Here is a 23346-nt window from a genome sequence, read left to right as displayed (position 1 = left end):
GTAAGGAGGGCCGAGCGATGACATCGGCCGAGCGATACCACCGGCCCGCAGCGCCGCGGACGCCCTACGAGCTGAACCACGTGCTCGGATCGGCCGCCCGCTCGCGGGCCGGCGAACTGGACGTCATCGATGTGGAGGCGATCGTGGACGTCACCGGTGCGGCGGCCGCCGCGGACGGCGGCCGGGACCCCCTGGTCCTCGCCGAGGACCTCGGGACGGCCGTCGGGGCGGTGCGCGAGCGCGGCCGGACCGTCTTCCCGGACTCCCGCTCGGTGTCCTGGGCCCCGTTCGGCGCGCTCATCCCGGTGCTCGCCGGGTCGGCGGGCGCCGGAGCGTCGTCGATCGCGGTCGCCATCTCCGACGCGCTGCAGCAGGACGAGCGCTGCACGCTGCTCGTCGACGCCGACGACCCGGCCCGCTCCGGGCTGGCCTGCGCGTCCACCCAGGACGGCCCGTGGGTGAAGGAGATCACCGGGCAGCTCGCCGTCCGCTACAGCTGGCGGGACGACGCGCTGCTCGCCCGGCTGTCCACCGAACTGCCCGCGATCACCCCGGGCATGGTCCCGGCCCCGCCGGACTGGCTGCCCGACCCCGCACCGGACCCGTTGCACGCCACCGTCGTCGACCTCGGTCACGGCGGCTGGCGGGCCGCCGCGACCCCGCTCTACGGGGCCGGCGGCTGGCTGCGCCGCGGGCTGCCCGCCCAGCGGCCGATCCTCGTCGTCCGCGCGACCCGGCCCTCGCTGCGCCAGGCCGAGCAGCTGCTCGCCCGGCTGGAACCGTGGGTGAACCGCGGGATGGCCACACCGGTGCACCAGCTCGTCGTCAACGGGGCCCGCAAGTGGCCCTCCGGTGTCGCGGGGGCCGCCGGGTCCCGGATCGAGGCGTTGCTCGACGACGCCCTGTTCGTCCCGCACCAGGCGGGCTGGGAACCGGCCGGGATCACCGACGAGCCCGCCCCGGCGCGGGCCGTCGAGGCGCTCCGGCCGCTGCTGGCGGCGTGGGGCCTCATCCCGTCGCCCCGGCGCCGCTGACCCGCCCTCATCCGGCGAGCCGATCCGCTCGCCCGTCCTGCCGCGGAGGCACTCCATGTCCCTGTCCCTGCTCCGGTTGCTGCCCGAGGCGCTCGCCGTCCTGCCCGCGCAGGACCCGTCGCCGTTCGACGAGGTCGCCCCGGCCGCCCCGCCCGGCTTCGAGGCGATCCAGCAGGTCGTGGGCTACCTCCAGTGGATCGCCGGTGCGTCGATCGTGGGCCTGTTCTTCGGCGGCATCGTCGCCGCCACCGCCGGACGGCTGTGGGACCACCACGGCTCCGGCCGGCTCGGCGCCCGGATGATCATCGGCAGCCTCGCCCTCGCCGTCCTGTTCGGGCTGGGGTACACCCTGATCAGCCAGTTCGCGGGCACCACGGCCTGATGACCGACGCGAGCGGAACCGCCGTCGTGGCGGAGGAGCAGAGCCCGGTGCCCGCGGCACCCGGGCGGCGCCGGGCCGGGCTCGTCCTCGTCGGCACCGGTCTGCTCGCGCTGCTGCTCGCCACCGCACTCGTCGCCGCACTCGCCGGGCTGTTCCTGGGGGGCCGCGGCGGCACCGCCGGCAGCACCACCGACACCCCGGACACGGCCACCGGCCCCGGGTCCGAGGCCGCGCTCGCCACCGCGCCGATGCTCGACCTCCCGCCCGCCGCGGCGTCACCGCACGCGCTCACGAGCCGGACCGCCGGGCCGCCGCTGACCCTCCCGGCCGCCGCCGGCGGAACCCCGGCCGACGGCGTCGCCACCGGGTTCCCGGCCACCCCCGAGGGTGCGCTCGCCCAGCTCGCCGCGCTGACCCGGGCCGGGCTGGCCGGCGGCGACCCCGCCGTCTGGGAGCGCACCTACCGCGCGGCCGCCGAACCGGGCGCGGCGCCCGCCGACGCCACCTGGACCGGCCGCGACCTGCTCGACCTGCGCCGCGGCGCCGGGATGGCGTGGTCCGGCCCGGCGCCGGAGGGCACCACCATCTCCTGGACGCCGACCGCCGCGATGACCAAGGGCACCGCCGCCGGCGGCACCTACACCGTCGCCTGCGTGCTCGGCGAGCTCGTCGTCGAGCACCGCGGCCGGGTGGTGACCGCGGGCTGGGGCAACTGCCTGCCGATGCGCCGGGTCGACGACCGCTGGCTCGTCGCGTCCGGCCCGACCGCGGCGGTCGCGCCGTCGGCGTGGCCGGGCAGCGCCGAGGCCGTCGACGCCGGCTGGAGGGAGATCAGGCGATGATCACCACCGTGCTCCCCGCCCAGCCGCCGCCACCGCCGGACGGCGGGTCGGGCCTGGGCAGCTACCTGTCCGAACCGGTCGGGGCGATGGGCGCCTCGTCGTTCGACGCCGCCATGCAGAAGGTGTGGGACGCCGGGGCGCTGCTGCTGCGCGGCGCGTTCACGCTCACCGACCAGGTCGGCCGGTTCGACCTCGCCGCGGTGGTCGGCGGCCCGGGCGGCGACGGCGACGGGGGCGGCTTCGCCTCGCTGTGGCCGTCGATGACCTGGCTGGCCGCGATGATCGCCCTCGGCCTGTTCTTCCACCAGCTCATCTCGGTCGCGCTGCGCGGCGGGCGCGGGATGTTCCGCGCGTTCACCGGCCCGGCCCAGTTCGGCATCGCGATCGCGCTGACCACCGGCGCCGTCGCCACCCTGCTCACCGCGGCCGACGGCCTGACCACGATGTTCCTCAGCCGGCTCGGTGAGGGGGGCACGTTCACCGCGCTGCTCGACGCCCCCGAGGTCGCCGGGCGGTTCGGCCCGGAGCCCGATCTCGGGTCGGTCGACGAGCAGGTCCGGTCCATGCTGCTCGGGCTGGCCGCGTTCTTCGGGACGATCCCGGCCGGGGTCGGGCTCTCGCTGCTCACCGTCTTCCGGCAGGCCGCGGTGCTCGTCCTGGTCGCGACGATCCCGATCACCGCCGCCGCGCTGGTCGCCGACACCACGACCGGGATCTTCTGGCGCTCGGCCCGGTGGATCCTCGCCGCGGTCCTGATGAAGCCGGCGCTCGCGCTCGTCCTGCTGGCCGGGGTCACGGTGACCACCGGCACCGACGGCGTGGCCGGCCTGCTGGCCGGGACGACGGTGCTACTGGTGTCGCTGTTCAGCCCGGTCGTGCTGTTCCGGCTGCTCGCCTTCGTCGATCCCGCGACCGGGGCCGGGGACGCGGTCCGGTCCCGCGGGCGGTCCGGCGGGTTCGCCGAGCCCGCCGGGGACGACGGCGCCAGCGAGTCGATCAACGTCGCCCGGTTCGGCAGCCGGACCGGTGCGCCCGGACCGGCCGGGCGGGACGGACTCACCGGCGCCACCACCGGCGAGCTGGGCGGATCCACCGCGTACCGGACCGTCACCGCAGGCGGCGACGGGCTCGTGGGCGGAGGACTCGTCGGCGGGGACCGCGGCACCGCCGAGACGATCGCCGCCGGTCCGCTGCGCCCGCGCGGCGGGGACGGCGCCAGCGGCGGGCACTCCGGTGACCACCCGGGCGGCGGGGCGGCCGGGGACGGCCCGGCCCGCGGCCGCACCCCCGGCGCCGGCACACCCACCGGCAAGTCCGGCGCCACCCGGCGCTCCCGCCGCCGGGACGCCGGATCCGGGGCGTGGGCGCCGGCGTCGAGCACCGGCACACCCGCGACCCCCACGACACCCGGCGGCGACGACCACCGACGAGGGAGGGGACCACGATGAGCGCACCGAGTACCGGCGGCCCACGGGTCTACCACGGACTCGCCCACCGCGAGGGCACCGGCTGGATCGCCGGGATGACGCCGGTCCAGGCGTTCCTCGTCATCGCCGCGTGTGTCCCCGCGCTGCTGGCCATGTCCCGCAACCGCTGGAGCGAGACGCTGGGCTGGGGGGCGTTCGCCGCGGTCGTCGCGGTGCTGATCGTCGTCCCGGTCCGCGGCCGCCCGGCGTTCCGGTGGCTGGCCGACCTGATCATGTTCCAGACAGGAGTGCTGATGCGCTGGTCACCCTGGCAGTCCCGCGCCGCCGCCGGGCTGGCCGGCGACCGGACCGAGCCCGACCTGCCCGGTGTGCTGTCGCGGCTGGAGTTCCCGGACGGGCCGGAGTTCCACGGCTCCCGGGTCTGCCTGATCCACGACACCGCCGAGGGCCGCTGGGGCGCCACCGCGAAGCTCACCCACTCCGGCGTCGGGATGCTGTCCGACGCCGAGTGCGAGCGCCTGGCCGGGCGGCTCGGCTCGCTGCTCGCCGCGCTCGGGCACCGCGAGGTCGTCGACCGGGTCTCGCTGCTGGTGCGCACCGTCCCCGACGACGGCACCGAGTACGAGGTGTGGCGGTCCCGCCACGAGCACCCCGACGCACCCGACCTCGCCCGCCGGGTGACCGACGAGATCGACCGCGACGTCGCGTCGGTGTCGGTGCGGACCGAGCTGTTCGTGACCGTGTCCGGCACCGAGGAGGCACTGCGCCGCCCGGCGAAGGCGGCCGGTGGCGGCGTCGCGGGGCGTGCGTACGCGCTGTACCGGCTGCTGGAGGGCGTCGCCGACGGCCTGCGCGGGCTCGGGGTGCAGTCGGTGACCTGGCTGACCTCGACCGGCGTCGCCGAGGCCATCAAGACCGGCTTCAACCCGGCCACCGCGGGCGCGCTGTCCTACCGGCACCTGGTGCGCCCGGACGCCGACGGCACCGTCGGCCTGCCGATCTCCCAGGCCGGTCCGGCGCTGGCCCCGGCCCCGGCCGCGCGGGCCTACCACCACGACGGGTACTCCTCGGTCTCCTACGCCGTGCAGCCGCCGGAGTCCGGGACGATCTTCGGCTCGCTCGGCCCGATGCTGGCCGTGCGCACCGCGGGCGAGCGGCGCACCCTGCAGATCCACTACGAGATCCTCTCCCAGGCCGCCGGCGCCCGGGTGGTGCGCAGCGACCGGTTCCGGCACAACGTCCTGATCGACGCGAAGGCCGCCCGCGGGTTCGCGACCACCGAGGTCGACGACCGCAACCGCCGCGGGTCCCGCGAGCAGGAGGCCGCGGTCGCGGCCGGGCACGCGGTCGTCCGGTTCACCGTGGCCAGCTCGGTGACCGTGCCCTCGGACTGGAACGTCGAGGACCACGCCGCCCGGCTGGAGAACGACTCGTCGGGCCGGTTCCGGCTGCTGCGTCTCGAGCTCGCCCAGGACTCCGCGTTCGTCGCCGCCGCCCTCCCGGTCGGGATCGGGCTGCCCCGCCAGAAGCGGGCGTTCGACTCGTGAGCCCGCTGCGGAGGAACCGCGAGGTCCGATCCCGGGACACCGCCGAGCTGCTGTCGCAGTTCAGCGGCGGTGACGCGGCCGGGCCCGGCGACGACGGCCCGGAGCCCGGCGAGCAGGGCGGGCGGCGGCGCGAACGCGTCAACCGGGTCGCCGCACCGCGCCAGGGCCACCGCGAGCCGGGCCGGGGCTGGACCGCGGTCGACGCGACCCGCCGCGTCCCGGTGCACACCGCCACGACGGCGGAGGTCGGCGGGCTGTTCCCGCTGCTGGCCGCGAACGGCGTCCCCGCGGTCGGGGCCCGGCTGGGCTACGACACCCAGTCCGGCGGCGCCTTCTACGTGCACCCCACCGAGTGGGTGCTGCGCGACATGGTCACCAACCCCAATCTCGCCGTGTTCGGCGAGCCGGGCCGCGGCAAGTCCTCCACCGTCGTCGCACTACTGCTGCGGATGATGCTGTTCGGCGTCCGCTCCCTGATCAGCGGCGACGTCAAGGGCGAGTACACCCCGCTGCTGCGCGCGCTCGGCATCACCCCGATCGCACTCGGCCGCGGCAGCCCGCACCGGCTCAACGCGCTCGACCTCGGCCCCGTCCGCGCCCGCTGGGCCGGCTGGGACACCGCCCGCCAGCGCGAGGAGCTGACCAGCGTCCTCGCCCGCTGGACCCGGATGCTCACCGCGCTGGCCGAGGCGCAGGGCTACTCCCCGACCGTCACCGACGAGCTGGTGCTCTCCACCGTGCTCACCCGCCTGGTCGGGGCCGCCGACGGCTACACCGAGCTGCGCCCGATCACCATCCCCCAGGTCGTCGCCCGGCTCGCCGACCCCGACGACGCCCTCTGGCGCGAGCTGCGCTTCGCCGACCGCCGCCAGTTCGTCGACCACACCCGCCAGATCACCGACGCCCTGTCCAACCTCGTCGTCGGACCGCTCGCGGGCCTGTTCGACGAGCCCACCAACTTCGACCTCGACTGGGACGCACCCGTCCAGTCCATGGACCTGTCGCTGCTGCGCGCCCGCGGCGACCAGGCCGTCGCCGTCGCGCTGACCTGCCTCGGCTCCTGGTCCTCGATGATCACCGACCTGCAGGACGACGGCGACGTCCGGATCATCGTCCGCGACGAGGTGTGGCGCCAGATGCGCCTGGGCCTGCGCGCGGTCCAGGCCGTCGACTCCGACCTGCGCCTGTCCCGCGCCGAACGCAAGATCCAGCTCCTGGTCATGCACAAGCCCTCGGACCTGCTCTCGGTCGGCGCCGCCGGCTCCCAGGAGGTCTCGATCGCCAAGGACCTGCTCGCGCTGTGCTCCACCCGGATCCTGCTCGGACAGTCCACCCGGGTCGGCGACGAGCTCGCCGACGACCTCGGACTGTCCGAACGCGAGCAGGCCGTCATCACCGGCTGGGCGATGGAGGGCGCCGGGCGGGCACTGTGGAAGCTGGAGAACACCCCCGGCATGAAGATCCAGACCGTGCTCTCGGCGACCGAACGCTCGGTGTTCGACACCAACGCCGGGCTGCGTGCCGAGCCGGTCCCCGCACCGGAACCGACCGGCGGCGGCACCCGCCGGCGCGGGCTCGTCTCGGTCCCGTCCGGTGGCGTGCGCGGCCCGCGCCCCGCCGGCGGCGAGCCGGGCAGCTCATCCGCGCGCGGGTGACCCGGTGGCACGCAGGAGCCCGGCCGTCGTCCTGGCGGTCGTCGCCGCGACGCTGACGTTCGTCTCCGCCACCCTCGGCATCGGGATCGCGATGCTCGGCGCGGCCGCCGACGGCGCGCTGCCGGGCGGCGGCTGCGGCGGCGACGGCGGGATCGGCGGTGGCTCGCAGTCCATCGGCGGGACCGACTGGAACGCCGAGCAGACCGAGAACGCCGCGACGATCGTCGACGGCGTCGTCGGGCGCGGGCTGCCGCGGCGGGCCGCCGTCATCGCGATCTCGACGGTCATCGTCGAGTCCCGGCTGGTCAACGTGGAGTACGGGGACCGGGACTCGCTCGGGCTCTACCAGCAGCGTCCGTCGCAGGGCTGGGGCACGCCGGAGCAGGTCCTCAACCCAGTGTACTCGACCGGGATCTTCCTCGACCGGCTCGTCGAGCTGTCCGGGTGGGCGACCATGCCGCCCGGCGAGGCCGCCCAGTCCGTGCAGCGCTCGGCGTTCCCGGACCGCTACGGCCCGCAGGAGGAGCCGGCGGCCGCGCTCGTCGACCGGTTCTGGGTCGGGCCGGACAACCCCGTCCCCACCCCCGGCGCGGCGACGGCCCGGCAGGCGTCCACGTTCGCCTGCCCGGACCAGGGCGGCGCCGGGCTGCCGACCGCGCCGACGCCGGTCGACCCGGGCGCGCTCCCGCCCGGGTTCGCCCTGCCCGCGGACCCGGCCCAGCGGGCCGCGGTGAGCTACGCGCTCGCCCAGATCGGCAAGCCCTACGTCTGGGGCGGCAAGGGCCCCGACGGGTTCGACTGCTCCGGGCTGATGCTGGCCTCCTGGGCCGCAGCCGGGGTGCCGATCCCGGCCGGGACGGTGAGCCAGAAGAACGCCGGGACGCCCGCGACGGTCGCGAGCATCGCCCCGGGCGACCTGGTGTTCACCCCCGGATCGCTCGGCTCCCCGACCAACCCGCGGCACGTGGGGATGTACGTCGGCGGCGGGCTCGTCGTGAACGCCTACGACTCGGCGACCGGGGTCGTCCTGCAGCCGCTGTCGGACTGGGAGGGCGAGGTCACCGGGGTGCGGCACGTCGCGGGGCCGTCCGGGGCCGACGCGCGGTAGACCCACGGTCCCCCGCCGAACGGCACACCATGCCCCGTGGTCGGCCCGGCCGGACCGCACCGCGTGCCGTTCGAGCGGGGTCGGTCACCGGACCGGTGCCCGCTCGACGAGCGCCACAGAGAGCGCGCCCTCGCCGGTGGAGCAACCCGGTGCTGGTCCCGGACGCTGGTGGCGGCGAACCCGCGGAGCGCACTGGCGAGGGATCTCCCGCGTCCGGCTGCCGGGAACGACGGGGCCGCACGATCCGTCCGGTCCGGCACCTAACGTCCGCCGTGCACCTGAACACGACGGCCGGCGACCAGCCGGCATCGAGGAGTGTCGATGACGACAACAGGACGTCCGCAGCTCGCCCGCGTACTGATCACCGGAGCGGCGACGGCAGCATTCGCGCTCGCCGGCGCGGGACCGGCACTGGCCGCGGGACAGCAGGGCCAGGACGTGGCCTGCCCGACGTGCACCAGCGGCCCGGTACAGCCGGGGCCAGGTACCGGCACCGGGGCCGGGAACGCCGACGAGTGGCCGCCGCCGTCGGAGAACCTGCCGAACCTGCCCACGAACCCGGGCATCCCGCCGAACACCCCCTGACCGCTCCTCCTCCTCGATCGTTCCGCCCCGCGGGGCGGACACCCGCCGGAGGAGCACGACCGGGACGCAGCCCCACGGCCGTCGTCCCGACCACTGTCTGCCGGCGTCGTGCCGCAACACGGCGCTGGCAGATGTGTGTCCGGGCCCGGACGGCACCGGACGACGTCGGCCACGGACCCGGCGCCGCAGCCACGGCCGCTCAGTTCCGCCATTCGCCGACGCCTTGGCTAAAACGCTTTAGTGTCACACGATCGGATTACAGTATCGCAACTGGCGAGGAATCAGTACGTGGATTCACGACGAGATCGATCACGAGAACAGTGGGATCCCGAATGGCGGTGGGTGCCGCCGGCGCACTCGCCCTGCTGCTCGCGGGCATCGGAACCGCCCCGGCCCGGGCGGACGACCTCGCACCGCCACCTCCACTGACCGGTGTGGTCTACGTCGAGGTCAACGACCAGAAGTTCGAGAACGTCGCCACCTACCTACCGGCTCGAGGACGGGACCCCGGTCTTCGACGTCGCCATCGTCTTCGCCGCCAACACCGACCACGCCCCGGCGACAGGCCCCTCCCTCTTCCTCAACGAGAAGGTACCGGAGACCGTCGACAACGCCGAGACCACGAGTCGGCCGGTGCAACGGCAGGGCACCAAGTTCACCCTCTCCATCCTCGGGAACCACCAGATCGCCGGCCTCGCGAACTTCGAGAGCCCGGAGACGGCGGGCGCCTTCGCCGCCGAGGTAGCGCAGACCGTCGAGAAGTACGGTCCCGACGGCGTCGAACTGGACGACGAGCACAGCGACTACGACGGTCCGGGCGCACCGCCGATCAACCCGGACTCCGCCGGATGGCTGATCTCCGCGCTCCGGGCGCACCTCCCGGACAAGATCATCTCGTTCTACGACATCGGTCCGGCCACCGAGGGACTGTCGCAGGCCACGAGTCAGTCGGCGCGAAGCTGGACTACACCTGGAACTTCTACTACGGGACGCACACGGCGCCGACCATCCCCAGGCTCTCCCGGCAACAGCTCTCCGCGGCGGCCGTAGATGACGCGGGCACCCCACGGAAGCTGACCGCCGACCTCGCCCGGCGGACCGTCGAGGACGGCTACGGCGTGCTCCTCACCTACAACCTGCCCGACGGGGATCTGGGCGAGTACCTCTCCGCCTACACGACGGTGCTCTACGGGCAGGAGACCCGCCACGGCTGACCGCGTACCGGGACGCTCGTCCACCGGCCGGCAGTGCGCGGCCGTCGGCTGCCGGCATCGTGTCGAAACACGGTGCCCGGCAGACGCGTGCGCCGACCGGGCGGCTCAGCAGGACACGGGGCGAGCGAGCGGGTCCTCGGCGTCGAGTACTCCGCGCACCTCGGTCTCGTCGCATCGAGCGGCGATCCGGGCGGTGGCGAGCCCGTGTCGCGTACGGCACCCGAACCGGACGAACAGCCTGGTCAGGTGGTTCTCCACGGTCTTCTCGCTGATCTGCAGGTCCCGGGCGATCTGCCGGTTCGTCATGCCCTGCTCGACCAGCTCGACGATGCGCAGCTGGACGTCGGTGAGCCCGGAGTCGCGGTGGCGGCTGACCGGGAGCCGGACGCCGTGCTCCTCGACCAACCGGCGCAGCCGCGCGCGCAGTACCGGCGAGTCGATCTCGGTGGCGACCGCGTGCGCCTCGGCCCACAGTGCGGTCGGGTCTGGGACGGCGGTCCCCGCGGCGAGTAGCATCCAGCACAGCTTCGCCCGGTGCCCCCGGTTGCGCGCCGGTTCCATCGCCCTGGCCAGGCGCGCCTCGCTCGCCGCGCCACCGCCGAACAGTCCGTCCGCGAGGTCCCACGCCTCCGCGGCGCCGATGACCTCGGCGCCCCGGGCGTTGCGCCGCCACTCGACGGCGGCGGCGTGCAGCCGGGCGTGCCACTGCCGGTGGCCGTCAATCGCGGCGATCCCGCACAGCCGGGCCAGCAGGAACCGCCGGCCGACGTGCCCGGCTCGGCCCTGCGCGTCGGTCCAGATCCGGTAGCCGTCCTCCAGCGCCGTCGCTCCGTCCCCGGCCGCCCAGAGCCGGGTGGCCTGTACGGCCGCGTACAGCATCGGGTGCCGGGCCCGGACGGCGTCGTCCGGCAGGTAGTCCTGCCACGCCTCGGCCATGCGCTCGTCGCCGGACCAGATTGCGGCGTCGGCCGCGAGCAGCGCGGCGAGCTCGCGGGAGCCCGCGGTGCTCTCGTCCGCGTCGTGGTCGGCGAACAGGGCGCGGGCCTCGTCGGTCGCGTCCTCCCAGCGGCCGCTGCTCAGGGCGACGGCGACCTGCTGGGGCCCGAGGTGCCCGCCGTGGGCCGGGCGACGGTAGGCCGGGCCGAGCAGCCCCTCGAGCGCACCGACGACGTCGCGGCTCAGCAGGGCCGTCTCGGCCGCGTGCCGGCCGAGCGAGCGACGGTCCGGACCGGCCTTCGGCGCGAGCAGCGGGCGCATCGCGTCCCGCAGTTCTTGCACGTCCAGCGCCTGGCCGGCGGTCCAGTCCCGGACCAGCCGCAACGGGCACGCGGGATCGAGGTCCCGACCCAGCGCCCGGTGCACCGCGTCCGGCACCGGCTCGTCCAGCGACAGCGCCGCGGCGGCCGCGGCGGCGGCGAGCAGCTCCGGATCGGCGTCCCGGGCGCCGCCGGCGACGATGCGGGCCACCAGGTGCGCGACGCCACGGTGGTCACCGGCGCGCAACAGCAGCCGGAGCACCCAGCCGGTGGCCGGTCCGGACTCCGGCTCGGACTCCGGCTCGGCGCGGTCGTGCCGCTCGGCGGCGTGCACCAGGCGGGCGGCGCGGTCGGGAGCCCGGCGTTCGCGTTCCCTGGCCTGCGCGTGCAGCAGCTCCGACCACGTCCGGCCGGGCTCCAGCGCGTCGCCGGCGGCCTCCACGTGGTCGCTGAGAACCTCCGGCGTCGGCGGGGCCGGGACAGTCGCGGAGGCTCGGACCACCGCGGCGTGCAGGGCACGGACGCGGCCGGTACCGGCCCGGGCCCGCAGCGTCGCCCCGACCGCCGGGCAGCGCAGGACGAGCGCGCCGTGGTGCTCCTCCAGCACCCCGTCCGCGACGAGCCGGTCGACGGTGCGACCGGCGTCTCGGGCGGTCCGGCCGCACGCGGCGGCCAGCAGCGGCGTGTCCTCGACCCGGACCCTGGCCGGGCCGTCGACCAGCAGGACGATCTCCTCGGCGGAGTCCCCGGGATCACCGACCGCGGTGACCGCGAGCGCGTCGGACGGCAGCGTCGGCGGGCGGTGCGGCGCGCGCAGGCACACCCGGCGTGCGACGGTGACCAACCGGTCCGACCGGCGCAGGTGGTCGAGGGTGGCGAGCACCGCCGACGGGTTGCCCACGAGCGGGCCCAGCGCCCGGCGCAGGGCGGCGACCAGCCGCGCGTCGGGGCGCGCACGCAGCGCCCGGCGAACAAGCCGGGCGAGATCCTCGGTACCGATCGGCCCGGCGTGCACTAGGGCGTCGGCGACCTCACCGAGCGCCGACGCCCGTCCGGCCGTGACGATCACCCGGTGGCCGGCCAGCCGGCCGGCCACCGCGATGTGCTCGGGTTCGGGGATATGGTCGACGTCGTCGAGCAGGACCAGCGCCGCCGAGCCGAGGCTGCCCAGCAACCGGCCGATCTCGGCGTGCAGGGCACCGCGACGGACCGTGCTGCGGTAGGAGCCGGGGGTGCACCGGCGGCGCAAGGCGGCGGTCCGGCCGACGAGATTGGCTGCCGCGCCGAGGCTCTCGAACCGGCCGGTCACCGCGTCGAGCAGCGGGACGACGCCGTAGAGGTCCCATTCGGGACGCGGGCCGGCGAGGTCGACGGTCAGCACCGGGCGCCCGACCGACCGTCCGATGTCGGCCAGCGCCGCGAGCATCGTGCTGCGCCCGCTCCCGCGCTCCCCGTGCAGGACCGTGACGACACCACCCGGCCCGTCGGCCGCGAGTACCGCGAGTTCGTCCTCCCTGCCGACCGGTGCGGACGGAGCGTTCCTCATGAGTCCGTTTCCTCCCCCACGTCGGCCACGATCGGCGGCTCTCGTGCCGGTCAGCATGGAACATTGATCATCCTCCGACACCGCCGTTGCCCCTTCCGGGCACCGATGACGCCCGTCCGGGCTGTTTCGATGTCACAGCCGTTACCCGGCCCGGCACGCGCCGTCACCCGGCGTACGCCATCATGATCGAGTGCCGGTGGTTCGGAATACGACGAACGAGGTCCTCGACCTCGTGCGCGCCGACGACGGCCCGCCCGTCGTGCTGGTGACCGGGTGGGCCGGATCGGGGCGCAGCACGGTGCTGGCCGAGGTCCGGGCCGTCCTGCGCGCCGAGGAGCGGGTCGTGACCGGGGTGCGGCTCACCCGCGACGGCGTCCCGGTCGGTGTCCACGACGACGGCTCCCCGCCACCCCGGGGCAACGGCCACGTCCCGGTCCCCTTCGGTCCCGCAGCCGGCGCACACGACGACCCGGCCGTCGCCCGCAGGGCCGCCGCGGCCACGGCCGCCTGGGTCACCGGCCGCGACGCCGTCGTCGTGGTCGACGACGCACAGTGGATGGACGCCGACACCGTCGCCGTCCTCGAGGCACTCGCCCACCGGCTCACCGGGACCTCCGTCCACTACGTGTGCGCGATCGCCATGCCGGGGCCGGAACCGCTGCGCGCCGTCGGACTCCCGGCGCTGGAGCGCCTGCGGGCACGCGGACTGGTCGCGACGGTGCGCGTTCCCGGCCTGGACGCCGACCAGACCGCCCAGGTCGTGCGAGACACGCTCGGCGCAGTGCCCACCCCAGAGCTGCTGACCTGGGTACGCGGGCATAGCCGCGGCCTCACCGCCGTGGTGGCGGGCGCCGCGGAGACCCTGCGGCACACCGACCGGGTACGCCTTGTATCCGGGCACGCCTACCTCGTCCCCGACGCCCACGCCGAACCCGGTCCGGACACCGCTGCTGCACTGCAGGAGAACGTGCGACGCCTCGGCCCTCGGATCTGGCGCACCGCCACCGTCGCCGCAGCGCTGCAACCCGCGGGCAGCGCGCTGCCCGGCCTGCTCGCCACCGCGCTCGAGACCACCGCGGAGGACGCCTGCGACCGGCTGGCCGAGCTGCGCGCGACCGGGATCCTGCACCGCCGCAGCACCGGACGGTGGCAGTTCATCGTCCCGCTGCTCGGCGCCGGGCTACGCGCCGCACTCGGACCCTACGAGCGGCGGGTGCTCGCCACCCTCGTCGTGCGCGCGGTCTGGGACGGCCGGGCCACACTCGACCGGCCCGCGCTCGCCGACCTGGTCGTGCTGGCCGGGCGGTTGCTGCCGGCCGACCGGGCGTACGACGAGCTAATCGCCGCGGGCTCCGAGGCCGTCCCAGGGGTCGTCCCCCGCCGGGAGGAGCGGTGGTGGGCGGCGGCGATCGAGCTGGCCGGCACGGCTGCGGAGCGACTCAGGGCCCGGTACGAGTTCATCCGGGCGGCGGAACGCGCGGGCGACGCGGACGCGTCGCTCGCCGCGATCCGCGAAATGCTCGACGACGAGACCATCCCGCACCCCACCCGGCACGCGCTCTACCCGGTTCTCGTGCTCGGTCTGCACTCGGCAGGCGACACCGCAGAGCTCGACGCCATCGCGACTGGGCCCGCGCCGACCCTGTGGGAGGTCGACGACGCCACCCGGGCCATCTGCCAGGTCATCGCCAGGGCGCTGCGCGGCCGCTGGGGCGCTGCGTACGCTTTGCTGAACCTCACCCGTCCACACTGGAGCGCCGAGCCGACGACCCGGGAGATGGGCGAGCTGATTGAATGGGTCGGCGACCTGTTCGCCGGCCGGGTCCCGGCCACCGACGCCCCGTCGGTCCTCGACGGCGAGCCGACGGTCCTCGACCCGGCCCGGATCCGCTACCGGGCCCAGTGGGCCATCGCGTCGCTCGTCGCCATGGGGGACGTCCGGGGCGCGCGGGAGGTGGTCCGCCGGTCCGGGCTCGCCGAGGCGGAGCTCGTGCCCCAGCACCGTGCCGTGTTCGCCCTGCTGGAGGGCCGGCCGGAGGCCTCTGAGCTGGCCCAGCGGGCGATCGCCGACCCGGGCAGCCACATGTTCGAGATCGGGCGGGCCTCGTTCTACCAGCAGTTCACCGGGCTGATGGTCGTGCGCGGGCAGCTCACCGCGGCCCGGCAGACGATCGCGTCCGCCCGCGGCGAGGTCCCGGTCCTGTCGCACCTGCTCGACATGGTCGAGGGGGTGATCGACCTGGGCCTGGGCGACCTCGCCACCGCGACCGCCCGGGTCGAGGGCGCACTCGATCAGGCCCGCGGCGAGAGCCTGCTCGTCGGCGCCGATCTCCTGCTCTGCCTCCTGGTCCAGATCGACGTGATCTGCGAGGACTTCGAGCGGGCCCGCCTGCGAGCCGGGGAGCTCGACGAGGTCGCTGCCGTGCTGGGCACCCCTCGCGCGCTGCTGCACGCCTCCTTCGGCCGGGCGATGGCCCACGCCGACGCCGACGAGACCGCCGAGTGCCTGCGGATCGCCCGCGACACCGGCCAGGAGTTCGACGGCGCCCAGCTCGGAATGCGACTGGCCCGGATGGGCCTGGTCGAAGCCGACGAGCTGCTGCGCATCTACGCCTTCTACGAACGGATCGACGCCCCGCTCGCCCGCTACTGGACCCGCACCGCCATGGAGATCTCCGGGGTGCCGGTCCCCGGCCGGTCGGTCACCAAGGCCGAGAACGAACGGCTCCTCGGCCAGCTGCTCACCGAGGGACTGACCAACCGCCAGATCGCCCACGTGCTCGGCAGCAGCGAGAAGAGCGTCGAGGGCCGACTGGGACGGCTGTTCTCCCGTACCGGCTACCGCTCGCGGATCGAGCTGGCCGCGGCGCTGCTCGAGGGCACCTACGACCACTGAGCCGATCACCAGGCACGACGAGCCAGCCCCGGCGTCCTCGTGGGCGTCGTTGCGTCCCCCCGGGGCAGTAACTCGGCCGTGCGGCGGCTCGAACGCCGGGCCCGGCATACCGTTCTAATCCGGCGCTGTGTGTCCGGCGCACGATCGTCAGGCAACGGAGGATCTCAGGTGTACGAGTCCGGTAACGGGCGGCGACCGTCCGGGTCGGGGCGGCGTCCGGGTGATCCGGCCGGCGGCCACCGCCGGCGCACCGGGATCGCCGTCGCCGCGATCACCACGCTCGCCGCGCTCGGGGTCTCCGCCGTGGCGGTGGCGGCTCCGCTGTCGCTGAACGCTCCCGATCCGGCCGCGCTCTCGGCGCCAGCCTGGACCGCGGCCGACGGGTCGGAACCGCCGCCGGCCGTCGAGAGTCCCGTGTCCAGCGGCAGTGGCGACCCCGCGGCGCTCGACGCGGTGCCCCCGGACGGTGCGGTCTCCGAGCTGCCCGCCATCGACCCGTTCGCCGGCGGCGCGCACCCGGCACCCGGTGAGCCACCCGTCCCGCCGCCGCCCGGCGCGGCCCCGGTCCCGCCGGCGCCGGACGTCGCGCTCGCGGTGCCGGACATCACCGACGGGGGTGCCCCGGTCGCGGCGGCACCGAAGCCCGCGGACCCGCCGCCCGCCGATCCCCCGCCGCCCGCGGCACCGCCTGCACCTCCCCCCGCGGCCGCCGCACCGGCGCCCGCCGCCCCGCCGCCGCCCGCGGCCCAGCCGCCGGTCGCCCTCGCCGCGCCCGCGCCCGAACCCACCCGGGAGCCGACCCGGGAACGGACCGCCGAACCGACGCGGGAACGCACGACCGGGCCGACCAGCGAACCGGTCCGCGAGGCACCCCGGCAGGCGGAGCGCGAGCCCGCCGCCGAACCCGACTGGGGAGTGCCCCCGCAGGCCGCCCCGACCCGGGAGGCCCGCACGGAGTCCGACCGGTCGGAGCAGCCGCAGACCCGGAGCACGCCCGAGACGACGGACTCCGACTCCGACCGGACCGAGACCCGCACCCAGCAGCGCAACGCGTCCCCGCAGACGACGGGGCGGACGACGACCCCGACCTGTGTCACCGACGGCGAGGGCCTGCGCACACAGCTCCGCAAGGGTTCTGCCGGAAACGTCAACGGCGCCACGGTGAGCGGCTTCCCCGACTCCTGCGGCGACCGGAAGGTCCGGCTGATCGTGCACCGGAAGTCCGGTGACACCGTCGAGGCGCTGTCGACGGTCAAGGACGGGAAGGCGAGATTCACCCTCGCCGACCCCGTCCCGCAGAGCGAGATCGCAGGTGTCCAGCTGGGTTTCCCCCGCTCCTGACCCGTCAGACGGAACGACAGGGCCCTCCCCATCCGGGAGGGCCCTGTCGTCGTATCGATGTACTCCCGCGGGGGAAGTCCCCTCATCTCGTCGAGAATTGCCGCGACGACACTCGCAATCGTCTCGGATCCACTATGTTCGCAGGACCCGATAAACGACGAAACGGGAGAGAACTCATGCGATCGAATCGTCAGTGGGTGCTGCGGGCCGGACTGGCCGGCGCCGCAGCAGTCGCACTCGCACTCGTGGGCGCCGGAGCCGCCGTGGCCGACGAGGACACCCCACCGCCCCCCAGCACCAGGGCACCAGCCCGTTGACCCCGGCGCACCCCGGTACCCCGGCCACCCCCGCGCAGCCGGTCACGCCCGCCCTCCCGGGCATCCCGGCGAACTGACCGGCCCGCGACGGTTCCGGGCGCAGCACTTCCCTGGCGTCCGGTCCCGCCGCCGGACCCGGGCGGGGGTCACCCCCACACCCCCTCGGCCCCCGCCCGGGGCATCCGGCCGCACCCGTGACACACGACGGCCCCGGGCCGGTTCTGCAGGAGAACCGGCCCGGGGGCCGTCGTCGTGCGGTCAGGACGTCAGCTCGAGGTCCTCGACGGTCAGCAGGGTCAGGTCGTCCGCCGAGCCGGGGGGTGCCATGCTGAGCCGCGACGCCTGCCGGTCAGCCATGCGCTCGAACACCCGCCGCGCGGTACGCCCGTTACCGAACGTGCCGTCCTTCGGGATCTCGTCGAAATAGGCGAGAAGCGCCTCGGCGGCGTCCTCGGCGAGCCGGTAGTCGTGCTTGCGGCACTGGAGCCGCACGATCGTCACCAGTTCCTCGGGCTCGTAGTTGGCAAATTCCAGGGTGCGGGAGAATCGCGATTCCATACCGGGGTTCGCGGCGAGGAACTGAACCATCTCCTTCGAGTAGCCGGCGGCGATCACCACGACGTCGTCGCGGTGGTCCTCCATCAGCTTGACGAGGGTGTCGATCGCCTCCCGCCCGAAGTCGGGACCGGTGCCGCCGCGCCCGGTGGACAGCGCGTACGCCTCGTCGATGAACAGCACCCCGCCGAGCGCGCTCTCGAAGGCCTCGGTCGTCTTGATCGCCGTGCCGCCGATGATCTGGGCGACCAGGTCGGCCCGCGCGACCTCGACGAGGTGTCCCTTCCGCAGCACCCCGAGCTGGGCGAGGATCTCGCCGTAGAGCCGGGCGACGGTCGTCTTGCCGGTACCGGGGGCACCGGCGAAGACGAGATGGCGGGCCATCGGCGGCGCGGACAGACCCGCGTCGATCCGGCGCTTGGCCATCTTGTTCAGGTTCACCATCGAGGTGACGTCGCCCTTGACGCTCTCCAGGCCGACCAGGTCCTGCAGCGCGCTGAGCGGGTCGCTGCCGCGCCGGACCGGCGGCGGCGGTGCCTGCGGCGCCGGGGACCTGCCACCGGACGCGGACGTCGCCACCGCGGGGCCACCGGCGGCGGGGGGCCGGCCGGGGCCGGCGTTGTTGCCCGACTCGGCGAGGTCCTGCACCACGACATCGGTGTGGGGTACCTGCTCGAGGAGCACCGGGCCGGCGCTATCGTGGACCGCGCAGTCCCGGATGCGGACGGGTTCGGTCGTCGCGACGACGATCCCGGGGCCGCCGGCTCCGCTGAACTCCGAACCAGTGACGGAGCCCGCCGACCGCTCCCCAAACGTCAGACACGCCCCGGCCGGGCCACGGACGCGGCACTGGTGGGCCGTCAGCTCGGCCTCGGCGTCGGCGCGCAGACCGTCCGCGCCGGGCGACGCCACGTCGGCGTCGGTGACCACGAGGGTCCCACCGTCGGCGTGCAGCCCGTGTCCGGCCGGCCCGCGGACGCTGGCGCCCACGAGGTCGGCCCGAGCGCCGTTCCGGACGTGCACGCCGGAGCCGCCGGTCCGCTCGATCTCCACGGTCTCCCAGCGACCCCTGGCGCCGTCGACGAGGATGCCGGGGCCGGTCGAGGACAACACCCGCAACCGGCGGACGAACGGTTCGGAGTCGGCGTCGACAGCCATCCCGGCCGCCCCGGCACCGGTCACGACCACCCGGTCGAACTCGGGGCGGCTGCGCGTGGTCACTCCGACACCGGCGCCGCCGGTGTCGGTGACCTCGCACTCGAAGACGGTCCCGGTCGCGCCGTCGGAGAAGTGGAACCCGCGGCCGCCGGCTCCGGACACCCGGCACCCGCGCAGCACCGGGGCGCAAGTCGCGGCGACGTAGATCCCCTCGGTGCCGCTGCCGGAGACCGTGCAGTCGTCGAGGGCGACCGAACCGGTGGCGGCCAGGAAGACGCCGACGCCGCCGGCGTCGCGGACCTGCACCGACGTCGCTGTCAGCCCGCCGGCGCCCTCCACGGCGATCGCGGGCTGGGCCGCGGACTCCACGGTGCAGCCGGAGAGCACGGCGGTGGCGGACCCGGCGACGAACACACCGTTGCCGCCGCTCGGCCCGATCTCGCAGTTGCGGGCGGTGAGCGTGCCGTTCTCGGTGGCGACGAGCGCCGAGGTCCCGATGTCGCGCAGCCGGGTGGAGTCGATCACCGCGCCGTCCGGCGAGGTCACGACGATCCCGGCCCCGGTCTCGTTGACGATCTCGCAGTCGCGCAGGAGCAGCTCGCCGGCGCCGGAGTGCACGGCCGACCACGCGGTCGCCTCCACGCGGCACTCGATCAGTTCCAGGTGCCCGGCGGTCACCGCGGCGGCCGGGTCGGAACCGGTGGCGCGCAGGATCAACCCGGCCGCCCGGGCGGTGCCGCCGAGCACGACCAGCGCCGGGCCCTCGGGCACGTGCACCCGGACCGACCCGGCGCCGTCCTCGGCCGCGACGGTGATGTGGCGGTCCAGGATCAGCGGGCCGGTGTAGGTCCCGGCGGCCAGCACCACCGTCGATCCGGCGGGGGCGGAGGCCACGGACTCGGCGAGGCTCCCCCCAGCGGTCGCGCTCACGGTCAGCACGGCACCGCTCACGGCGTCACCTCCGGGTAATGGCACGCGGGTCGTGGCACGTCGGCAGGGTGGGTCACCGACGGCCCCGGCGGTCCGCCCGTCGTCGTGCCATGACAGGGCCGGGCCACACCCGGGGCCCTGCTCTTATTATGACGTCCCGGGGGGCCCGGCGGAACCGGTCTGCGGGGCAGCAACGTCGCCCTCCCCGGCACCTGCCGCGGCGCCCTGGGTGACCTTCCGGAGATCTGCGGCCGTGATCCTCATCGGGGCCGGTCCGAGCGGGTTGAGCAGAACGTCGATGCCCTGCGTTGGGAGGACCTCGACCAACTCGCCGACCGAGCAGAACCGCCACTCGTCGACCGTCGGGTCGGCCGCCGCCGCAGCCGGACCGCAGTGCCGCAATGCGGTCGCGGCCAGCACGCAGTGCACGCCGTCCGGCCCCGGTGCCACCACGACGGATCCGGTCTCGTCGTGCCCGATCGCGAGATCGAGGTCACCGAGCGCGGCGAGCAGCTCCTCGCCGTCGGTCTCGCTGCGTGCCATGCCACGCAGCACCGCGTCGACCGGGTCGGACGGCACGTCGGGGCCGGAGGGCACGTGCTCGGGATTAGGCAGGAAACGGCCGGTCGCGCCGTCCGCGTCGACCTCCCAGCCGCCGATGATGTGCTCGTCGGCGACCGAACCGTCGTCGTCGGGTTCGGCGGCCGGGTCCAGGAGCACCAGCAGGTCGGGTGCGGTCGTCAGCTCCGGAGGCTCGCTCATCGAGATCATCCTTTCGGGTCGGGGCCTGCGGTCGGGGTGCACGGTAGTCAGCTCGTGTCCTCACCTGCGACGTCGTCCGGTGCGGGCACCGATGTTCGTCGACGCTTCGCTGAGGGCTCGCCGGCCCCGGTTCCCGCCGGGTCCGCCCCGTCGATCAGGCCCTCGCGCTGCAACCGATCCACGAGGTCGCGGGCCAGGGTGCGGGCGGCGTCGTCCCCGCCCGTCGGCGACAGGAGTTCCACGGCGACGCGGTCGACCACCACCTCGAACATGACCCGGTTCGCGGTCGCACCCCCCTCGCCGACACTCTCGGCCCACATCGATCCGGCGACGATCTGTGCCGCGTGAACCTGCACGCGCATGGCGACGAGTTCGGAGAGGTCCCCCGCCGTGACCACCCGTCCCCACGCGCCCGCATCGGTACCGAGAAGCCGGTACACACGATCACGAAGGGCGTCGTGGTCGACCGGCCGCGCCGCCGGATCGTCGACACCCGACCGTTCACCGAGGGTCCCGGACGGATCACGGCCCGGCCCGAGCAACAGGGCCTGGACATCCGGCGGGTCCTCCTGCGCCGATGACAACCCCCGCAGCGCGCCCGAACCGGCCACGATGTCCGTCACCGCGGACAGCAGCGTGTTGAAGTAGGGGAGCCTGCGGCCCGCGGCCGAAGCCCGGGCGACCAGCAGTGGCCGCAGCTCACCATCGGGGCGCAACAGATGCCTCGAACGGAAGGTCGAGTTCAGCAGGCGGTACTTGTCGGGGCTTCGCTGCTCCTCCTCGAGGTCGGCGGCCCGCACCAGCGCACGCACCTCCACGTCGTCACCGATCTCTTCTCGCGACCACGGCTGAACGTCGGACTGCCTCTTCAGGACGCGGGTCAACGCAGACTGCAGGTCACCGGATTCGGGAAGGCGGCGACCCGTGGCCGCGGCGAGGTCCTCCAGCGATCGCCGCAGGCGGCCATCGTCGAGGCGCAGCAGTTCCACCGCGCGGCCGGTCGAATTCAGCCGACCGTAGACCTCGGGGCTCCGCTGCTCCTCGGCGAGGTTGGCGACCCGGACCCGATGATACACACCCTCGTGGGCCTCGAACTCCTCTGTGGACCACCGCCCAGAGACCGGCTCCTCAGCGATCGACCGCCCAGCCAGGACACCGGACACCGCCCCCCCCCCCCCCCCCCGGAGATCGTTCCTGCCGGGAAGCTTGTAGCCCGCCGACTCGGCCACCGCGACCAGACAGCGCTTTTCGGCTCCGGCAGCGGGCTCGCACCGGATCCGGAACCGCGGCTCGACCTCTCGACCCTGATCGGGATCGGGTTCTCGGCGGCCCGCTCTGCCCGCAGCGCCGCGAGCCGGCGTTCCAGCTCGTCGACGACAACCGCGGCTCGTTCGTCACCGCGCACGGACGCACCCGTGCGGCTCCGCATCCCGCCGTTGCCGCCGCCCTCGACGCGCAGGACCAGCTCCGGCACCTCGCTATCGGCCAGCTCGACGGACCGGTCGAGCGCATCCCGGGCGAACGCGTCGACGGTCTCGGCCCACCGGTCGTCGGTCGGGACGGCGCCGCCACCCGTGAAACCGATCCTCGCCGGATCGGGGAAGGGCTCGTCGGACAGCAGGACGCCCTCGGGTCGGGACACCTGCGGCGGGAGGAACACCACGAACTCCGGCCCTCGTTCGGCGACCCCGGACTCGGCCATGGCGATCCACGCGTCGTTGTCGATCCGGCGGGAGATGTCCTGCCAGCCCAGCTGCCGGGCGTAGGCGCGGGCCAGCCCGTCGCGGCCGGCGACGGGGCGGAGGTAACGGTGCTCCAGCGGTACCAGGGGCAGCCCCGGCCGGCCACCGTCGGCGGTGTCGAGACTGTCGAGCTCGGAGTTCATCCACAGGACCAGCGCGTTCGGCGGGACCGCCGGTTCGCCACGGCGACGCGGGCTCCACGTCTGCCGGACGAAGTCCTGCCCGGAGAACCTGCTGCGTCCCCGCCCCAGCTTCGAGCGCAGGAAGCCGTCCGCGGTGGCGAGTCCCATGTCCGGGCCGTTCGTAGCGATCGTCTTCTCGAACAGCGCACCCAGCCCGGAGGCGTCGTCCGCCATGAACCGGCGCACCCGTTGCGGCAGAGCGTCCCGGACGGCCGAGATCGGTACCCGGGACAGGACCAACGTGTGGTTCTTCTCGATGGTGTCGAAGCCGACCGAGGTCGGCAGGCCCGTCAGCAGCTGGGTGTAGGCGAGCGCCGCGTAGCCCTGCACCGCGTCGAGGTCAGCCCGCAGAGCGGCATCGGTGCCGAGCCGGGACCGGGCGTCGCGACCGGCGGAGGCGAGGAACCGGTCGCCGACCTCCTGTCCGAACGACCGGGCGTCCCGGTGGGAGCGCATGGCGAAATCAGTTGTGGGTACCCCTTCGCGGAGGGCGTCCTGGTAGGCCTCCCGTAGGTGCTCGCGCAGCCCGAACACCGACGACCCAACGGTGATCTGCTCGCCGAACGAGCGCACCGACAGTTCGTCGCGGCGGATCTGCACAGCGTGCCCGTGGCGGATCGAGAAACCGGACCAACGGGAGAAGATCGACCGGATGGACGCACCGGGCCGGGCGTCGCGCAGGCTCCGGAGCATGCGGTCGATCTCGGCCCATATCTGGTGGGCCGGGGGGCGACTCTGCTCGCCGCGCAGCGCGGCTCCCGGCACCGCGACGATCTCCGCGATCCGCTGGCCGTCCTGCAACAGGTCGGTGACGAGCTTGACGTACCGGCCGGACACGACGGTCTGTCCGCTGAACCGGGTGTCGGC

Annotated in this window: 17 protein-coding genes (1 of these 17 only partly in view); 12 read left to right on the top strand and 5 right to left on the bottom strand. The window is 74.8% G+C overall.

Annotation, left to right across the window (positions count from 1 at the left end; genetic code table 11):
- The first annotated feature begins 17 nt into the window (after positions 1 to 17).
- The 9 genes from AFB00_RS16955 (at position 18) to AFB00_RS16920 (ending at position 9630) form a co-directional block, all read left to right on the top strand.
- On the top strand, positions 18 to 1034 hold the full coding sequence (locus AFB00_RS16955) for a hypothetical protein (RefSeq protein ID WP_068798046.1): 1017 nt from the start codon (positions 18 to 20) through the stop codon (positions 1032 to 1034).
- A gap of 55 nt (positions 1035 to 1089) precedes the next feature.
- Complete coding sequence (locus tag AFB00_RS16950; RefSeq protein ID WP_068798045.1) at positions 1090 to 1416, top strand: hypothetical protein; 327 nt, start codon at positions 1090 to 1092, stop codon at positions 1414 to 1416.
- Positions 1416 to 2258 carry a hypothetical protein gene (locus AFB00_RS16945; protein ID WP_083275585.1) on the top strand — a complete coding sequence of 281 codons (843 nt, stop codon included), beginning with the start codon at positions 1416 to 1418 and terminating at the stop codon, positions 2256 to 2258. Before AFB00_RS16950 ends, AFB00_RS16945 begins: the two co-directional genes overlap by 1 nt.
- A complete protein-coding gene (locus tag AFB00_RS16940) occupies positions 2255 to 3706 on the top strand; it encodes a hypothetical protein (RefSeq protein ID WP_068798044.1) in 1452 nt (483 codons plus the stop codon). The genes AFB00_RS16945 and AFB00_RS16940 overlap by 4 nt, the downstream gene beginning before the upstream one ends.
- The gene (locus AFB00_RS16935) at positions 3703 to 5232 is read left to right on the top strand and encodes an SCO6880 family protein (protein WP_068800391.1); all 1530 of its coding nucleotides are present in this window, start codon (positions 3703 to 3705) and stop codon (positions 5230 to 5232) included. The genes AFB00_RS16940 and AFB00_RS16935 overlap by 4 nt, the downstream gene beginning before the upstream one ends.
- On the top strand, positions 5229 to 6887 hold the full coding sequence (locus AFB00_RS16930; RefSeq protein ID WP_231973961.1) for an ATP-binding protein: 1659 nt from the start codon (positions 5229 to 5231) through the stop codon (positions 6885 to 6887). Before AFB00_RS16935 ends, AFB00_RS16930 begins: the two co-directional genes overlap by 4 nt.
- Before the next feature lie 4 nt (positions 6888 to 6891).
- Positions 6892 to 7995: a C40 family peptidase gene (locus AFB00_RS16925; RefSeq protein ID WP_068800390.1), complete on the top strand. Its 1104-nt coding sequence runs from the start codon at positions 6892 to 6894 to the stop codon at positions 7993 to 7995.
- 321 nt (positions 7996 to 8316) lie between these two features.
- Positions 8317 to 8580, top strand: coding sequence for a hypothetical protein (locus AFB00_RS33315; RefSeq protein ID WP_156819577.1), 264 nt, complete (start codon positions 8317 to 8319; stop codon positions 8578 to 8580).
- A gap of 633 nt (positions 8581 to 9213) precedes the next feature.
- Entirely contained in the window at positions 9214 to 9630 is a 417-nt protein-coding gene (locus tag AFB00_RS16920; protein WP_197519560.1) for a hypothetical protein, read from the top strand.
- 269 nt (positions 9631 to 9899) lie between these two features.
- On the opposite strand, the gene AFB00_RS16915 is transcribed toward AFB00_RS16920, so the two are convergent.
- Positions 9900 to 12596 (bottom strand): helix-turn-helix transcriptional regulator, encoded by a 2697-nt coding sequence (locus tag AFB00_RS16915; protein WP_068798042.1) that lies wholly within the window; start codon positions 12594 to 12596, stop codon positions 9900 to 9902.
- Positions 12597 to 12786: 190 nt separating this feature from the next.
- On the opposite strand from AFB00_RS16915, the gene AFB00_RS16910 reads away from it, so the two are divergent.
- From AFB00_RS16910 to AFB00_RS33310, 3 genes are all read left to right on the top strand, one after another.
- The gene (locus AFB00_RS16910) at positions 12787 to 15492 is read left to right on the top strand and encodes an ATP-binding protein (protein ID WP_068798041.1); all 2706 of its coding nucleotides are present in this window, start codon (positions 12787 to 12789) and stop codon (positions 15490 to 15492) included.
- A gap of 168 nt (positions 15493 to 15660) precedes the next feature.
- Positions 15661 to 16833, top strand: a complete 1173-nt coding sequence (locus AFB00_RS35610; RefSeq protein ID WP_068798040.1) for a hypothetical protein — start codon at positions 15661 to 15663, stop codon at positions 16831 to 16833.
- Between the two features lie 176 nt (positions 16834 to 17009).
- Positions 17010 to 17150: a hypothetical protein gene (locus AFB00_RS33310; protein WP_156819576.1), complete on the top strand. Its 141-nt coding sequence runs from the start codon at positions 17010 to 17012 to the stop codon at positions 17148 to 17150.
- Positions 17151 to 17408: 258 nt separating this feature from the next.
- Here AFB00_RS33310 and AFB00_RS16900 read toward each other — a convergent pair whose 3' ends face one another.
- The 4 genes from AFB00_RS16900 to AFB00_RS16885 all read right to left on the bottom strand — a co-directional run.
- Positions 17409 to 19814: a right-handed parallel beta-helix repeat-containing protein gene (locus AFB00_RS16900; protein ID WP_068798039.1), complete on the bottom strand. Its 2406-nt coding sequence runs from the start codon at positions 19812 to 19814 to the stop codon at positions 17409 to 17411.
- 126 nt (positions 19815 to 19940) lie between these two features.
- A complete protein-coding gene (locus AFB00_RS16895; protein WP_197519559.1) occupies positions 19941 to 20555 on the bottom strand; it encodes a type VII secretion system-associated protein in 615 nt (204 codons plus the stop codon).
- 47 nt (positions 20556 to 20602) lie between these two features.
- The gene (locus AFB00_RS16890) at positions 20603 to 21631 is read right to left on the bottom strand and encodes a hypothetical protein (protein WP_068798037.1); all 1029 of its coding nucleotides are present in this window, start codon (positions 21629 to 21631) and stop codon (positions 20603 to 20605) included.
- Positions 21562 to 23346 carry the 3' portion of a WXG100-like domain-containing protein gene (locus AFB00_RS16885; RefSeq protein ID WP_068798036.1) on the bottom strand. Its footprint extends 26973 nt past the window's final position, so 1785 of the gene's 28758 nt are visible here — the last part of the coding sequence; its start codon lies off the right edge, out of view; the stop codon is at positions 21562 to 21564. The genes AFB00_RS16890 and AFB00_RS16885 overlap by 70 nt, the downstream gene beginning before the upstream one ends.

The organism is Pseudonocardia sp. HH130630-07, from assembly GCF_001698125.1.
Classification (GTDB): Bacteria; Actinomycetota; Actinomycetes; order Mycobacteriales; family Pseudonocardiaceae; genus Pseudonocardia.
Note: the sequence above shows the minus strand (reverse complement) of the source record. Positions and strands in the feature narration are given on the sequence as shown.

What these genes read in the sequence shown, in the direction of transcription:
- AFB00_RS16955 (WP_068798046.1), top strand. Translation starts at nt 18, where the DNA reads ATGACATCGGCCGAGCGATACCACCGGCCCGCAGCGCCGCGGACGCCC.
- AFB00_RS16950 (WP_068798045.1), top strand. Translation starts at nt 1,090, where the DNA reads ATGTCCCTGTCCCTGCTCCGGTTGCTGCCCGAGGCGCTCGCCGTCCTG.
- AFB00_RS16945 (WP_083275585.1), top strand. Translation starts at nt 1,416, where the DNA reads ATGACCGACGCGAGCGGAACCGCCGTCGTGGCGGAGGAGCAGAGCCCG.
- AFB00_RS16940 (WP_068798044.1), top strand. Translation starts at nt 2,255, where the DNA reads ATGATCACCACCGTGCTCCCCGCCCAGCCGCCGCCACCGCCGGACGGC.
- AFB00_RS16935 (WP_068800391.1), top strand. Translation starts at nt 3,703, where the DNA reads ATGAGCGCACCGAGTACCGGCGGCCCACGGGTCTACCACGGACTCGCC.
- AFB00_RS33315 (WP_156819577.1), top strand. Translation starts at nt 8,317, where the DNA reads ATGACGACAACAGGACGTCCGCAGCTCGCCCGCGTACTGATCACCGGA.
- AFB00_RS16915 (WP_068798042.1), bottom strand. Translation starts at nt 12,596, where the DNA reads ATGAGGAACGCTCCGTCCGCACCGGTCGGCAGGGAGGACGAACTCGCG.
- AFB00_RS33310 (WP_156819576.1), top strand. Translation starts at nt 17,010, where the DNA reads ATGCGATCGAATCGTCAGTGGGTGCTGCGGGCCGGACTGGCCGGCGCC.
- AFB00_RS16895 (WP_197519559.1), bottom strand. Translation starts at nt 20,555, where the DNA reads ATGAGCGAGCCTCCGGAGCTGACGACCGCACCCGACCTGCTGGTGCTC.